Here is a 13,301-nt window from a genome sequence, read left to right on the forward strand (position 1 = left end):
CCCCTTCGGGACGCCGTCAGTCCGCCGACAGGACGAACGACGCCTGAAGTTCGCCGTGGCCGGGGGTCTTGGCCTCCAGCAGGTACGTGCCGGGCTTGGCCGGGCCGCCGGTCGGGGTGCCGCAGTGGGGGGCGCTCGGCTTGCGGTCCCACTTGACGGTGTAGGTGACGCTCTGGCCGGCCGGCACCCGGAAGGCCAGGCTGCCCGGGCCCTTGACGCAGTCGTCCGAGGACCAGAAGGTGTCGTCGCCGTCCGCCGGGGTGATCGTCAACACCGCGTGGTCCGGGCCGAGATCGACCTTGCAGTCCGCCGACGAGCCGTTCTTCGCGGTGAGTTCGAAGGTCGGCGTCTGGTCCGGCGAGTAGGAGTTGCGTACGCTGCGCAGGCCCAACTCCACCGCGCCGGACGGGCAGTCGGGCAGCGTGGAGGATCCGGGGAGCGCGTCGCCCGCGGCGACGGCGGCACCGGGGCCCGCACCCGCGCCGGAGGAACCGGCCGTGCCGGAGGAACCACCGGCGCCGGACGAGCCGCCGGAGCTCCCGGCCGACCCGGCCGACCCGGTCGCGCCGCCGCCGGAGCCCCCGGATCCCGTGCCGCCGCCGGTGCCGTCGCCGCCCGACTCGTCGCGTCCGCCGGGGTGTTGGCTGATCGCGGGGCCGGACTGGCCCGGTCCGGGCGTGATGACGTGCGTGGGGTTCTTGCCGTCGGACCCGGCGGTGTCCTTCTTGCCGCCCCCGCCACCGGTGGTGACGATCAGCGTGATCACGAGCGCCAACAGGGCGACCACGGACAGCAGTACGACCCTCCGACGCCAGTAGATGGAGGAGGGAAGCGGCCCGACCGGATTGCGCAGAGATCCCACGCGCAAACTGTACGAGAGATCGTCGCGCTCGCTCGCGTCACCCGCCGTGCCCGCGCCAACTTTTCCGGATCATCATTTCGGTAACTGCGTTGGAAGGCACGGTTCTTCATGTTCCGCCACGCTCGGTGACCGCGCCCTCACGCACGACGCCCGGCCACCCGTGGCAGGATCGAAGGGCCATGACTGAGAAGCTCCACGCCCCCGTGATCGCCTGGTTCGACGCCCATGCCCGTGACCTCCCCTGGCGCCGCCCGGAGGCGGGCCCGTGGGGCGTGATGGTCAGCGAGTTCATGCTCCAGCAGACCCCGGTGAACCGGGTCCTGCCCGTCTACGAGGAATGGCTGGCCCGCTGGCCGCGCCCCGCCGACCTGGCGAAGGAGGCGCCGGGCGAGGCGGTGCGCGCCTGGGGCCGGCTCGGCTACCCGCGCCGCGCCCTGCGGTTGCACGGCGCCGCGGTCGCCATAACGGAGCGGCACGGCGGGGACGTGCCGACGGACCACGCGCAGTTGCTGGCGCTGCCCGGGATCGGGGAGTACACGGCGGCGGCCGTCGCCTCGTTCGCGTACGGGCAGCGGCACGCGGTGCTGGACACCAATGTGCGGCGGGTGATCGCGCGGGCGGTGACCGGGGTGCAGTACCCGCCGAACGCGACCACGGCCGCCGAGCGGCGCCTGGCGCGGGAGCTGCTGCCCGCGGACGAGCGGACCGCCGCGCGCTGGGCCGCCGCCTCCATGGAGCTGGGCGCGCTGGTGTGCACGGCGAAGAACGAGGGGTGCGGGCGGTGCCCGATCGCCGGGCAGTGCGCCTGGCGGCTGGCGGGCAAGCCGGAGCACTCCGGGCCGCCGCGGCGCGGGCAGACGTACGCCGGTACGGACCGGCAGGTGCGCGGCAAGCTGCTGGCCGTGCTGCGGGAGGCGCATGTGCCGGTGCCGCAGGCGGTGCTGGACCGGGTGTGGCACGAGCCGGTGCAGCGGGCCCGCGCGCTGGACGGGCTGGTGGCGGACGGGCTGGTGGAGCCGCTGCCCGGCGGTCTGTACCGGCTGCCGCTGGGCTGACGCACAGCCGAGCCACAGTGCCGACGGCGTCCGTTACGAAGGATCCGATACGGCAAAGCCTCCCATAATCGGGCGTAACTCCCGTGCGCTCTACCCCGTTGCGGCTTCCGTTACACAACCGACGGATAGCCGATTGCCGGCCGCAGGCTGGTCCGCACAGCCCCGTGACAACCGATCCGTAGCTTCTTCTCCGTGCCCGGCGGACCACCGGGCGCGGAGAACAGCGGGACTTCCGGCACGAGCCGGAGGCGCGACGGGGAACGGGAGGCGATTGATCATGGCGCAGGGCGAGGTGCTCGAATTCGAGGAGTACGTCCGCACCCGGCAGGACGCGCTGCTGCGCAGCGCACGCCGGCTGGTCCCGGACCCGGTCGACGCCCAGGACCTGCTGCAGACCGCGCTGGTGCGGACGTACGGCCGCTGGGAGGGCATAGCCGACAAGCGGCTCGCCGACGCCTATCTGCGCCGGGTCATGATCAACACGCGGACCGAGTGGTGGCGGGCGCGCAAGCTGGAGGAGGTGCCGACCGAGCAGCTGCCGGACGCCTCCGTGGACGACGCCACCGAGCAGCACGCCGACCGGGCCCTGCTGATGGACGTCTTGAAGGTGCTCGCACCGAAGCAGCGCAGTGTCGTGGTGCTGCGACACTGGGAGCAGATGTCCACAGAGGAGACGGCCGCGGCCCTCGGCATGTCGGCCGGTACGGTCAAGAGCACGCTGCACCGGGCGCTCGCCCGGCTCCGGGAGGAGCTGGAGGCCCGCGATCTGGACGCACGCGCGCTGGAGCGTGAGGAGCGGGAGCGTTGCGCGGCCTGACCGGGGCCGGACCCGAAGGGGTCCGAAGGAGTTCACAGGCGGTGATCGCGGTGGGGGCCGCGCTCGCCGCCCTCGCCCTTTTCCTCGCCGCCTGCGGCAGCGGCGGCACCGGCGCCCGGGACGAGGGCCCGGCGCACGCCTCGGCCGCGGCGGTGGCCGGCGCCTCCCCCTCCGCGAGCGCCTTCGGCAAGTTCCGGCGGGTGGACGCGGTGGCGCTGCTCAAACGCGACCCCCAGGTGTCACCGGCGGTCAAGCGGGAGCTGAAGCCGTGCGACGGCGACGACTACCAGGTGGACGTCTCGTACGGCGATCTCACCGACGCCCCGGTGGACGACGTCGTCATCAACGTGATGACCTGCGCGGACTGGGTCGGCATCGGCTCGTACGTGTACCGGGACGACAAGGGCGTGTTCAAGAACGTCTTCAAGAGCGAGGAGTCCCCGGTCTACGCGGAGATCGACCGCGGCACGCTGTCGGTGACCAGGCAGTATTACGAGCAGGACGACCCGATCTCCAGCCCGTCCGGGGACGTCGTGACCCCCTACACCTGGAAGTCCGGGCGGTTCGTCCCGGGCAAACCCACCCGCAACGAGTACGGCAAGTCCGCCGACGGGTCCCCGCGGCCCGTGCCGGCCACCTGATCCCCCCACACGCACACCACGAGGACTGAGAGCACCGGGATGGCAGACCAGACCCACGTCCTGTTCGTCGAGGACGACGATGTCATCCGCGAGGCCACCCAGCTCGCCCTCGAGCGGGACGGCTTCGCGGTCACCGCGATGCCCGACGGCCTGTCGGGCCTGGAGGCGTTCCGGGCGAACCGCCCCGACATCGCCCTGCTGGACGTCATGGTGCCGGGCCTGGACGGGGTCAGCCTGTGCCGGCGGATCCGGGACGAGTCCACCGTTCCCGTGATCATGCTGTCGGCGCGCGCCGACTCCATCGATGTCGTGCTCGGCCTGGAGGCGGGCGCCGACGACTATGTGACCAAGCCGTTCGACGGTGCCGTGCTGGTCGCCCGGATCCGCGCCGTGCTGCGCCGCTTCGGGCACGCCGGCGGGGAGCGGGCGCAGGAGCCCGGGGCCGCGGTCACCGGCACGCTGGCCTTCGGGGACCTGGAGATCGACACCGACGGCATGGAGGTGCGGCGGGCCGGGCGGCCGGTGGCGCTCACCCCGACCGAGATGCGGCTGCTGCTGGAGTTCTCCTCCGCGCCGGGCACCGTGCTCTCCCGCGACAAGCTGCTGGAACGCGTGTGGGACTACGGCTGGGGCGGGGACACCCGGGTCGTGGACGTGCATGTCCAGCGGCTGCGGCAGAAGATCGGCCAGGACCGGATCGAGACGGTCCGCGGCTTCGGCTACAAGCTGAAGGCCTGAGCGGGGCGGTTATGCGGGGGATCCTGCGGACCCCGGTCCGGCGCATGGAGCGCGCGGGACTGCGTACGGGGCTCAGATGGAAGCTGAGCGCGGCGATCGCGCTGGTGGCCGGTCTGGTCGCGGTCGTGCTCAGCCTGGTCGTGCACAACGCGGCCCGGGTGTCGATGCTGGACAACGCGCGCGAGCTGGCCAACGACCGCCTGGTGCTGGCCCAGCGCAACTACGAGCTGAACCGGGGGCCGGTCTTCCCCTACGTCAAGGTGGACGACCCGGAGCTGCCGGACGCGCTGCGCGAGAGCGTCGGGCGCAGCCGGCGGGCCAGTGACGTCTCCCGGCACGGCGAGGACCCGGACATCTGGGCGGCCGTGCCGGTCAAGGGCGGCCATGTGCTGTCCGTGCACATGCATCTGCCCGACCGCAGCACCGACATGCTGAAGGACCTGGACCAGGCCCTGGTCATCGGCTCGGTCGCGGTGGTCCTCGGCGGCAGCGCGCTCGGCGTGCTGATCGGCGGCCAGCTGTCCCGCCGGCTGCGCAAGGCCGCGGCGGCGGCGAACCGGGTCGCCAAGGGCGAGACCGACGTGCGGGTGCGGGAGGCCATCGGCGGGGTCGTACGGGACGAGACCGACGATCTGGCGCGCGCGGTGGACGCCATGGCGGACGCGCTGCGGCAGCGGCTGGAGGCCGAGCGGCGGGTCACCGCCGACATCGCGCACGAGCTGCGCACCCCGGTCACCGGACTGCTGACGGCGGCCGAGCTGCTGCCGCCCGGCCGGCCCACGGAGCTCGTCCTGGACCGGGCGAAGGCGATGCGCACCCTGGTCGAGGACGTGCTGGAGGTGGCCCGGCTGGACAGTGCCTCGGAGCGGGCGGAACTCCAGGACCTCATGCTGGGCGAGTTCGTGGCGCGCCGGGTGGCGGCCAAGGACCCGGACGTCGCCGTACGGGTGGTGCACGAGTCGGAGGTCACCACCGATCCGCGGCGGCTGGAGCGGGTGCTGTTCAATCTGCTCGCCAACGCCGCCCGGCACGGCCGGCCGCCGATCGAGGTCACCGTGGAGGGCCGGGTCATCCGGGTCCGCGACCACGGCCCCGGCTTCCCCGAGGAACTGCTGGCCGAGGGACCGAGCCGGTTCCGCACCGGCAGCAAGGACCGCGCCGGGCAGGGCCACGGGCTGGGGCTGACCATCGCGGCCGGCCAGGCACGCGTCCTCGGCGCCCGGCTCACCTTCCGCAACGTACGCCCCGTCGGCACGCCCGCCGACCAGCCCGCGGAGGGCGCGGTGGCCGTCCTGTGGCTGCCGGAGCACGCCCCGACCAACACGGGCAGCTATCCGGTGCTGCCGGTGTCCGGGGCGAACTAGAACCCTCGGGGAGCCGGAATACCGCTGGGGCGGGCCGGTTGATCACGGTCGTCCCCGCCCGCCCGCGGACCGTACGGAGCGCCGATGAGCGAGCACGCCCCCGGCCCCGGCGCCGTGCCGGGCGCCCCGGGGGCGGACCGTGGTCCTGATCGGCGGGGGTTCGGGCATCGGGCTGCGGGTGGCGCACCAGGTCGTGGCGGCGGGTGCGGAGGTGGTGCTCGGCGGGCGGACGGCGCAACGGCTGGCCGCCGCCGCGCCGAAGCCGGCCGTCGACGGCTCGGTGGTCCTGATGTCCGGCGCGGCCGGTGCCCGGCCGCCGGTCCCCGCGCCCGCCTACGCGGCCTGCAACGCCGCGATCGAGGGGCTGGGGCGCGGTCTGGCGGTCGAGCCGGCGCCGGCCCGCGGTCATCCGAAGTCCTTGGAGAAGTCGAGCTCCGCGCTGCGCTCGGTCAGCGAGTACCAGTTGCCGTTGTCGTCGCGGAAGATCGCCTCGATGCCGATGGTGGCACGAGGGTCTGACATCGCGGTCAGAGCGGCACCGACCAGCACAAACGCCGTGGGAGACGGACGCCCCGAAGGCGCCGGGGGACGACATGAAGGCGCCGGGGGACGGCCGAAGGCCCCGGTGGCGGACACGCACCGGGGCCTTCGGAACTGGGGGACCTCACGAATCGGAGGGCCTCAAGGATCGGGCCGGGAGGGTCAGAGGGCCTCGGCCATCGGCTGCGGTGCCGCGTCGGCGCCCTCGCCGGCCGCCTTGGGCCCGCCCTTCAGCGGCACTTCCTTCACGAACAGGGCCGCGATCAGCACCGGCACCGCGATCACGGCGCCGAGCAGGAACGCGGAGTGCGTTCCCGAGGACACCGCGTGCTGGTAGGCCTCGCGGGCCGCCGCCGGCAGCTTGTTCAGGCTGTCCGCGTCCAGCTGCGCCGACTTCGCGGTGATCTGCGAGCCGAGCGAACCGGCCCGCTCGGCCATGACGTCCTGGACGCGGTGGTTGAAGAGCGCACCCATGATGGCGACACCGAAGGAGGAGCCGAGCGTGCGGAACAGGGTGGCCGACGAGGAGGCCACGCCCATGTCCTTCATCTGCACGCTGTTCTGCGCGACCAGCATGGTGATCTGCATCAGGCAGCCCATGCCCGCGCCGACCACGGCCATGAAGACGCCGGAGGTGAACCGGCTCGTGCCGGTGTCCATCGTCGACAGCAGGTACAGGCCGACGATCATCAAGGCGCCGCCGGCGATCGGGAACATCTTGTACCGGCCGCTGTTGGTGGTGATCCGTCCGGCGATCATCGAGGTCACGAGCATCGCGCCGAGCATCGGCAGGAGCAGCAGACCGGAGTTGGTCGCGGACGCGCCCTGCACCGCCTGCTGGTACAGCGGCAGGAAGAGCGTGGCGCCGAACATCACGAAGCCGGTGATGAAGCCGATGACGGCCATCAGGGTGAAGTTGCGGCTCTTGAAGATGTGCAGCGGCAGCACCGGCTCGGCGGCCTTGGTCTGCCAGAACACGAACCCGATCAGCGCGGCCACGCCGATGCCGGTCAGCTCCATGATCCGCGCGGAGGTCCAGGCGTACTCGGTGCCGCCCCAGGTGGTGACCAGCACGATCGCGGTGATGCCGACGGTCAGCAGGACGACGCCCAGGTAGTCGATGCCCGCCTTGGACCGCTTCTTCGGCAGCTGGAGCACGACGGTGACCAGCGCGAGGGCGACCGCACCCAGCGGCAGGTTGATGTAGAAGGCCCAGCGCCAGCCCCAGTTGTCGGTGATGGTGCCGCCGACCAGCGGACCGCCGATCATGGCCAGCGCCATGACGCCGGCCATCATGCCCTGGTACTTGCCCCGCTCCCGGGGCGGCACCAGGTCGCCGATGATCGCCATGACGCCGACCATGAGGCCGCCGGCGCCGAGCCCCTGCACCGCCCGGAACCCGATCAGCTGGCCCATGTCCTGGGCCATGCCGCTCAGCGCCGAGCCGATGAGGAAGATCACGATGGAGCCGAGGAAGGCGCCCTTGCGCCCGTACATGTCGCCGACCTTGCCCCAGACCGGGGTGGAGGCCGCGGTGGCCAGGGTGTAACCGGTGACCACCCAGGAGAGGTGCTCCAGACCGCCCAGGTCACCCACGATCGTGGGCATCGCCGTACCGACGATCATGTTGTCGAGCATCGCGAGCATCATCGCGATCATGAGCGCGAGCAGCACTACTCGCACACTTCTGGGGCGTTTGCCCGCTATGACGCCTTCTACCGTGTCCGCCATCGTCTTCCCGTTTCCCCCTGGGCGGAACTTACTTGCCGCCCGGCTAGTGCTCAGTACACTGGCAAGGTAGAGGGATTACTAGCCGGGCGTCAAGTAAGTTTCCGCGGGGGCGCGAGGAGTACGAGGATGGGCGGCACCATGGACGGCACCAAGCAGCAGCGCCGCGGCAACACCCGCCAGCGCATCCAGGACGTTGCCCTCGGACTCTTCGCGGAGCAGGGCTACGAGAAGACCTCCCTGCGGGAGATCGCCGAGCGCCTCGACGTCACCAAGGCGGCGCTGTACTACCACTTCAAGACGAAGGAAGAGATCATCGTCAGCCTCTTCGAGGACCTGACGAAGCCGATCGAGGACCTGATCGAGTGGGGCAGACGGCAGCCGGGCACCCTGGAGACCAAAGAGGAGATCATCCGCCGCTACAGCGAGGCGCTCGCGGGCGCGGAACCGCTCTTCCGGTTCATGCAGGAGAACCAGGCGACGGTGCGCGAACTGCGCATCGGCGACACCTTCAAGGACCGGATGCGCGGACTGCGGGACATCCTCATCACCCCCGAGGCGGAGCTGGTGGACCAGGTCCGCTCGGTCAGCGCGATGTTCACGCTGCACGCCGGGATGTTCGTGATGCAGGACATCGAAGGCGACCCCGGGAAACGGCGCGAGGCCGTTCTCGAAGTCGCCTTGGACATGGTCCGGCAGGCGCACGAACACGCCTGCCGCGAGGAGGGCTAGGTCAGACCGTCACACCGTGGGTGCGCAGGAACGCGACGGGGTTGACGGCGGAGCCGTAGTTCGGGGTGGTACGGATCTCGAAGTGCAGGTGGGGACCGGTGGAGTTGCCGGTGGAGCCGGACAGCGCGATGTGCTGGCCGGTCGCCACGACCTGGCCGATCCGCACGTCGATGCGGGACAGGTGCGCGTACTGCGAGTAGGTGCCGTTGCCGTGCTTGATGACGATGGCGTTGCCGTACGCCGGGCCGTCACCGGCGCCGTTGGGGCCGGCCTTGACGACGGTGCCGCCGTGCGCGGCGACGACCTCGGTGCCGGTGGGCACCGCGAAGTCCTGGCCGCTGTGCTTGGCGACCCAGTGGCTGCCGGCCTGCATGTAGCCGGCGGAGAGCGTGTAGTGCCTCACCGGGTCGACCCAGGACGTGGCGGACGCGGTGGCGGCGCTCGCGACCCCGGTGCCCAGCACGGCCGTGGCGCCGAAGCCGGCGGCCAGGACGGCCACGCGGGTGCGGAGCGAGGACGTACGGGCGGAGCGGGACGTGAAGCGTCGGAACATCGTGACCTCGTGAATTCGGGGACTGGTCGGCCGCCCGGTGCGCAGAGGTCCATAAGGACATCCACCGAAGCGGCCATTACTTGGTAACCGAGCACCCCGAAGCCTGACAAAGGGCCCCTCTACGGCGACGAGTAGTAGGTGCCTCAAAACGGGCAATTCCCGACACTCTCCCCGACCGGCGGACACCGCCCCTGACATCGGACTTTCCCCCGCCCTCCGCCGCGACTTCCGCGACAAAAGTCCCTTTTATCCGCCTATTTCCATCCACTGGCCGCCTTAGTAGGTGACTTACGTCCTGTGCGGCACATCACCGGCCGGATAAACCGGCGGGCGCGGAATTGTGACGCAGACCTCTATCCACCTACCGTCCGGTAACCCTACGGTTCCTCTCGCGCCACCCTCGGCTCAGATCATGCCCCTGACATTCAGGACGCGTACGGACGCGCGTCCGGACGTGAGAGGACCCCCACCGATGACCAGACGCCCCTGGGCGCGCCGCGGCTCCGCGACCGCCGTCTCCCTGACCGCGCTGGCCGCCCTGGCCGTACAGACCGCCCCGGCCGCTCAGGCGGCGGACGGCCCGGCGGCGACCCCCGCCCGCTCCACGGCCGCCACCGCCACCGCCACCGCCGCGAAGGTCGACTACGCCACCTGGCAGAAGGACTGCCAGGCGGTCATGGACCAGGCCCTGCCGTACCTGAGGCAGCGCATCGCCGCCGCCCGGCCCGGCGAGAAGCAGGCCATCGTCTTCGACATCGACAACACCACGCTGGAGACCGACTTCGGCTTCAGCTACCCCCAGCCCGCCAACCGGCCCGTCCTGGAGGCCGCCCGCTACGCCCAGGAGCACGGCGTCTCCCTCTTCTTCGTCACCGCCCGCCCCGGCGTCCTGTACTGGCCCACCGAGTACAACCTCGAACACGACGGCTACGAGGTCTCCGGCCTGCACGTGCGCGGTCTGACCGACCTCTTCAAGGACGTCGCCGCCTACAAGACCGCCCAGCGCGCCGGCATCGAGAACGACGGCTACACGATCATCGCCAACATCGGCAACAACGCCACCGACCTCTCCGGCGGCCACGCCGAGAAGACCTTCAAGCTGCCCGACTACGACGGCCAGTTGTCGTAACCCTCCCCGCGCACGCTTGGCTAGGCTCCCTCCGTACGCGGTACGCACACGGGGGTGACGGATGGAGCCGGTCGTACTGGGCGGCAAGCTGGTCTCCGGCTTGATCGGCCCGCTGGTGCGGAAGCTGTTCGTCCAGGACGGCCCGGGCGCGGGCCTGGTCGACCGGCCGGTACGGCTGTCGGCGCTGGTGTCGTTCCGGGGCGAGAAGCGGACGCTGGGCGAGAAGGAGGTCCACCGGCTCGCCGAACGGATCGTGACCCAGGCGGTGGAGTCGCCGGGCGAGCCCCCGTTCCCCGCCGACGAGCGGGCGGCCGTCGCCGACGCGCTCGCCCGCCGCCTGCTCGCCCTCGGCGACCTGGAGATGGACGACGTACAGGCCGTACGGCTGGGCGCCGCGGAACTCGCCCGGCGGCTGCGCCACCACCTCGGTTACGTGAACCCGGAGCCCCTCTCCGCGGACGCCCGCCACTTCCTCGACTCCGCCACCGAGTGGGCCTGCCTGCACATCCTGGAGTTCTTCACCCGGCGGTCGTCCTTCGTGGCCCGCACCCTGGTCGAGCAGAGCCGTGCGCAGACGGAACTCATAGCGAAAGTGGACGAGCTGATCGCCCGCACCCCGCGCCCCGACGCCCGCGACGCGGCCTTCGAACGCCGCTACCTCCCCTACCTCGCCGACCGCCACGACCACATCACGATCTACGGCATCGACCTGCGCGACTCCCCCGACCGGTGGCCGCTCGAAGTCGCCTATCTGAGCCTGGAGGCGACCACCGAGGACGAGCGGCCGTCCGGCCTGGAGCCCCATGCGCACCCGCCCGCCACGCCCGGCCGGCTGCCCGCCGAGGCGGCGCTGGCCGGCGCCTCCCGGGTACTGCTGCGCGGGGACGCCGGCTCCGGCAAGACGACGCTGGTGCAGTGGCTGGCGGTCACCGCGGCCCGCGCCGCCGGCCGGATCCCGTACGTCCTCCCGCTGCGCACCCTGATCCGCACCGGCCCGCTGCCCGCGCCGGACGGCTTCCTGGCGGCGGTGGGCTGCCCGCTGACCCCGCCCCAGGGCTGGGCCGAACGCGTCCTGGCCACGGGCCGGGGCCTGATCCTCGTCGACGGCCTGGACGAGATCCCGGCCGCCGACCGCCACCGCACCCGCGACTGGCTGCGCTCCCTGCTCGCGGCCTACCCCGGCAACGCCGTCCTGCTGACCTCCCGCCCGACCGCCGTACGCCCCGACTGGCTGGCCGAGGAGGGCTTCCGGGAACTGACCCTGGCCCCGATGCGCCGCACCGAGGTCGCCACCTTCGTGCGCCGCTGGCACGAGGCCGCGCGGGCACCGGAGTACGAACAGCCGCTCCTGGACTCGCTGCGCACCAAACGCGACCTGGCCCGGCTGGCCACCAACCCCCTGATGTGCGGCCTGATCTGCGCCCTGCACCGCGAACGCCGGGGCTATCTCCCCACCGGCCGCAAGGAGTTGTACGACGCCGCCCTCACGATGCTCCTCGCCCGCCGGGACCGCGAGCGGGGCATGGACACCGAGCTGGGCGAGGAAGCCCAGCTGGAGCTGCTCCAGCGACTGGCGTACGCGCTGGTGCTGAGCGGCCGCACGGAGATGGACCTCGATACGGCCGAGGGAATCGTGGAGCGCTGCCTTCCCGCGATCGCGTCGGCGCCCGGGGACGCGGCGACGGTGCTGCGCGCCCTGCTGCTGCGCAGCGGCCTGCTGCGCCAGCCGGCGGAGGGCGTGGTCCACTTCGTCCACCGCACCTTCCAGGACTACCTGGGCGCGCGGTACGCGGTGGAGGAGGGCCACCTGGAGGTCCTGGTCAGCCACGCCGACGACACCCAGTGGGAGGACGTCATCCGCATGGCGGTGGCCCACGCGAGACCACGTGAACGGGCGTCGGTGCTCCGGCAGTTGCTGGCCCGTGACACCCCTCGCCTGACCCTGCTGGCCCTGGCCTGCCTGGAGCACGCGACGGCCCTGGACCCGGGCGTCCGGGCGGAGGCCGAGGAGCGGGCGGGCACGCTGATCCCGCCCCGGACGACGGAGGACGCGAAGGCCCTGGCGGAGGCGGGTCCCCTGGTACTGGAGCTGCTGCCGAGCCCGGAGGACCTCACGGCCGAGGAGGCCCACGGAGTCACGGTCACCGCCTCACTCCTCGGCGAGGAGGAGCCGGAGGGGGCCCTGACGGTGCTGCGGCGGTTCCGGGACCATCCGGACCTGGATGTGCGGCGGCAACTGGTGGGGACATGGCCGCGTTTCGACGCCGATGTCTACGCGACCGAGGTCTTGGACCACCTGGACCGCACGGACCTCATCCTGACCTGCGAGTCGGCCGAGCAGCGCGCGGCACTGGCCCGGATGCGCCCCTGGCAGCGCCTGTACTTCCGGGGCGAGCACTTGACCGAGGACATCATCGCCACGGTGCCGGACCCCGAGGCGGTGCTCGCCCTCACCCTGTCGGCCAATCCGTATCCCATGGATCTGGGAGCCCTGACGCGGTTCCGTTCCCTGCGCGCTCTGTCGGTCTTCGGCTGTCCCGAGGCACGCGGTGTGGCCCGCCTCGCCGAGCTGCCGCTCGTGCAGTTCGACTGCGCCGGCATTCCGGACCCGACCGGACTGCGGGCCTTGCGCTCGCTCACCAGGCTCGCCGTGAGCCAGCCGTTGCCGGGCACCGATCTGCGCCTCACCCTGCCCATCGACGCTCCGCTGGAATTCCTCCACCTCGGCGAGCGCAGCGTCGACAACACAGGGCTGCGCGGGCTGGAGCACTGGACGGATCTGCGCACGCTGAGTCTCGGCCTGCTGACCACGGAGCTGACGGCCGACGACTGGAGCCGGGTCGCCGAACTGCCCGGGCTCGTCCGGCTCCACCTGGAGTGGAGCCCCCGCTGGAGCTTGCGCCTCGTACCGGAACTTCCCGGCATCCGGAGCTTGCGGGTCTCCTCGGCATTCGGCGCGGAGGGGCTGTCCGTACTGGCATCCAGGCTCCCGGGCCTGCGCTCGGTCAGCGTGGTGACCCACCTCGACTTCACGCTCTCCCACGTCGAGGCTCTCTTCCCCCAGGCGCGAGTGACCCTCGTACAAGGCTGAAGGGGCCGGCGCCCGAAGGCACCGGCCCCTTCACCCGGCTGAACCGCCGGA

At 71.9% G+C, this 13,301-nt stretch carries 11 protein-coding genes and 1 pseudogene; 8 read left to right on the plus strand and 4 right to left on the minus strand.

Translation table 11 applies throughout. From position 1 onward, the window contains the following. Positions 1 to 16: 16 nt before the first annotated feature. Positions 17 to 862 carry a hypothetical protein gene (locus IH25_RS0109790; protein ID WP_209445295.1) on the minus strand — a complete coding sequence of 282 codons (846 nt, stop codon included), beginning with the start codon at positions 860 to 862 and terminating at the stop codon, positions 17 to 19. 179 nt (positions 863 to 1,041) lie between these two features. Between IH25_RS0109790 and IH25_RS0109795 the strand changes: the two genes are divergently transcribed. The 5 genes from IH25_RS0109795 to cseC all read left to right on the plus strand — a co-directional run bounded on the left by IH25_RS0109795 (position 1,042) and on the right by cseC (position 5,477). Continuing rightward, on the plus strand, positions 1,042 to 1,917 hold the full coding sequence (locus IH25_RS0109795) for an HhH-GPD family protein (RefSeq protein ID WP_030606102.1): 876 nt from the start codon (positions 1,042 to 1,044) through the stop codon (positions 1,915 to 1,917). Between the two features lie 277 nt (positions 1,918 to 2,194). Next, positions 2,195 to 2,734 carry a SigE family RNA polymerase sigma factor gene (locus tag IH25_RS0109800; RefSeq protein ID WP_030606104.1) on the plus strand — a complete coding sequence of 180 codons (540 nt, stop codon included), beginning with the start codon at positions 2,195 to 2,197 and terminating at the stop codon, positions 2,732 to 2,734. Between the two features lie 41 nt (positions 2,735 to 2,775). Beyond that, positions 2,776 to 3,375, plus strand: a complete 600-nt coding sequence (locus IH25_RS0109805; protein ID WP_030606105.1) for a hypothetical protein — start codon at positions 2,776 to 2,778, stop codon at positions 3,373 to 3,375. Between the two features lie 39 nt (positions 3,376 to 3,414). Beyond that, positions 3,415 to 4,113 carry a two-component system response regulator CseB gene (gene cseB, locus IH25_RS0109810; protein ID WP_030606107.1) on the plus strand — a complete coding sequence of 233 codons (699 nt, stop codon included), beginning with the start codon at positions 3,415 to 3,417 and terminating at the stop codon, positions 4,111 to 4,113. A gap of 11 nt (positions 4,114 to 4,124) precedes the next feature. Further along, positions 4,125 to 5,477 (plus strand): two-component system sensor histidine kinase CseC, encoded by a 1,353-nt coding sequence (gene cseC, locus IH25_RS0109815; RefSeq protein WP_030606109.1) that lies wholly within the window; start codon positions 4,125 to 4,127, stop codon positions 5,475 to 5,477. Between the two features lie 405 nt (positions 5,478 to 5,882). Here cseC and IH25_RS42955 read toward each other — a convergent pair. Next, a pseudogene (locus tag IH25_RS42955) lies at positions 5,883 to 5,975 on the minus strand (VOC family protein); the annotation flags it as partial. A 204-nt stretch (positions 5,976 to 6,179) separates the two neighbouring features. After that, positions 6,180 to 7,748 (minus strand): MDR family MFS transporter, encoded by a 1,569-nt coding sequence (locus IH25_RS0109825; protein ID WP_030606111.1) that lies wholly within the window; start codon positions 7,746 to 7,748, stop codon positions 6,180 to 6,182. A gap of 126 nt (positions 7,749 to 7,874) precedes the next feature. Between IH25_RS0109825 and IH25_RS0109830 the strand changes: the two genes are divergently transcribed. Continuing rightward, positions 7,875 to 8,477, plus strand: a complete 603-nt coding sequence (locus tag IH25_RS0109830) for a TetR/AcrR family transcriptional regulator (RefSeq protein ID WP_030606114.1) — start codon at positions 7,875 to 7,877, stop codon at positions 8,475 to 8,477. Position 8,478: 1 nt separating this feature from the next. Here IH25_RS0109830 and IH25_RS0109835 read toward each other — a convergent pair whose 3' ends face one another. Next, the gene (locus tag IH25_RS0109835) at positions 8,479 to 9,030 is read right to left on the minus strand and encodes a M23 family metallopeptidase (RefSeq protein WP_030606116.1); all 552 of its coding nucleotides are present in this window, start codon (positions 9,028 to 9,030) and stop codon (positions 8,479 to 8,481) included. Positions 9,031 to 9,502: 472 nt separating this feature from the next. Here IH25_RS0109835 and IH25_RS0109840 point away from each other — a divergent pair, with 472 nt between their 5' ends. Continuing rightward, the gene (locus IH25_RS0109840) at positions 9,503 to 10,159 is read left to right on the plus strand and encodes an HAD family acid phosphatase (protein ID WP_030606118.1); all 657 of its coding nucleotides are present in this window, start codon (positions 9,503 to 9,505) and stop codon (positions 10,157 to 10,159) included. Between the two features lie 61 nt (positions 10,160 to 10,220). Then, positions 10,221 to 13,250, plus strand: coding sequence for an NACHT domain-containing protein (locus IH25_RS0109845; RefSeq protein WP_030606120.1), 3,030 nt, complete (start codon positions 10,221 to 10,223; stop codon positions 13,248 to 13,250). Positions 13,251 to 13,301 lie beyond the last annotated feature (51 nt).

Origin of the sequence: Streptomyces achromogenes subsp. achromogenes (assembly GCF_000720835.1) — a bacterium.
GTDB lineage: Bacteria > Actinomycetota > Actinomycetes > Streptomycetales > Streptomycetaceae > Streptomyces > Streptomyces achromogenes.

What these genes read in the sequence shown, in the direction of transcription:
- IH25_RS0109795 (WP_030606102.1), top strand. Translation starts at nt 1,042, where the DNA reads ATGACTGAGAAGCTCCACGCCCCCGTGATCGCCTGGTTCGACGCCCAT.
- IH25_RS0109800 (WP_030606104.1), top strand. Translation starts at nt 2,195, where the DNA reads ATGGCGCAGGGCGAGGTGCTCGAATTCGAGGAGTACGTCCGCACCCGG.
- cseB (WP_030606107.1), top strand. Translation starts at nt 3,415, where the DNA reads ATGGCAGACCAGACCCACGTCCTGTTCGTCGAGGACGACGATGTCATC.
- cseC (WP_030606109.1), top strand. Translation starts at nt 4,125, where the DNA reads ATGCGGGGGATCCTGCGGACCCCGGTCCGGCGCATGGAGCGCGCGGGA.
- IH25_RS0109825 (WP_030606111.1), bottom strand. Translation starts at nt 7,748, where the DNA reads ATGGCGGACACGGTAGAAGGCGTCATAGCGGGCAAACGCCCCAGAAGT.
- IH25_RS0109830 (WP_030606114.1), top strand. Translation starts at nt 7,875, where the DNA reads ATGGGCGGCACCATGGACGGCACCAAGCAGCAGCGCCGCGGCAACACC.
- IH25_RS0109835 (WP_030606116.1), bottom strand. Translation starts at nt 9,030, where the DNA reads ATGTTCCGACGCTTCACGTCCCGCTCCGCCCGTACGTCCTCGCTCCGC.
- IH25_RS0109840 (WP_030606118.1), top strand. Translation starts at nt 9,503, where the DNA reads ATGACCAGACGCCCCTGGGCGCGCCGCGGCTCCGCGACCGCCGTCTCC.
- IH25_RS0109845 (WP_030606120.1), top strand. Translation starts at nt 10,221, where the DNA reads ATGGAGCCGGTCGTACTGGGCGGCAAGCTGGTCTCCGGCTTGATCGGC.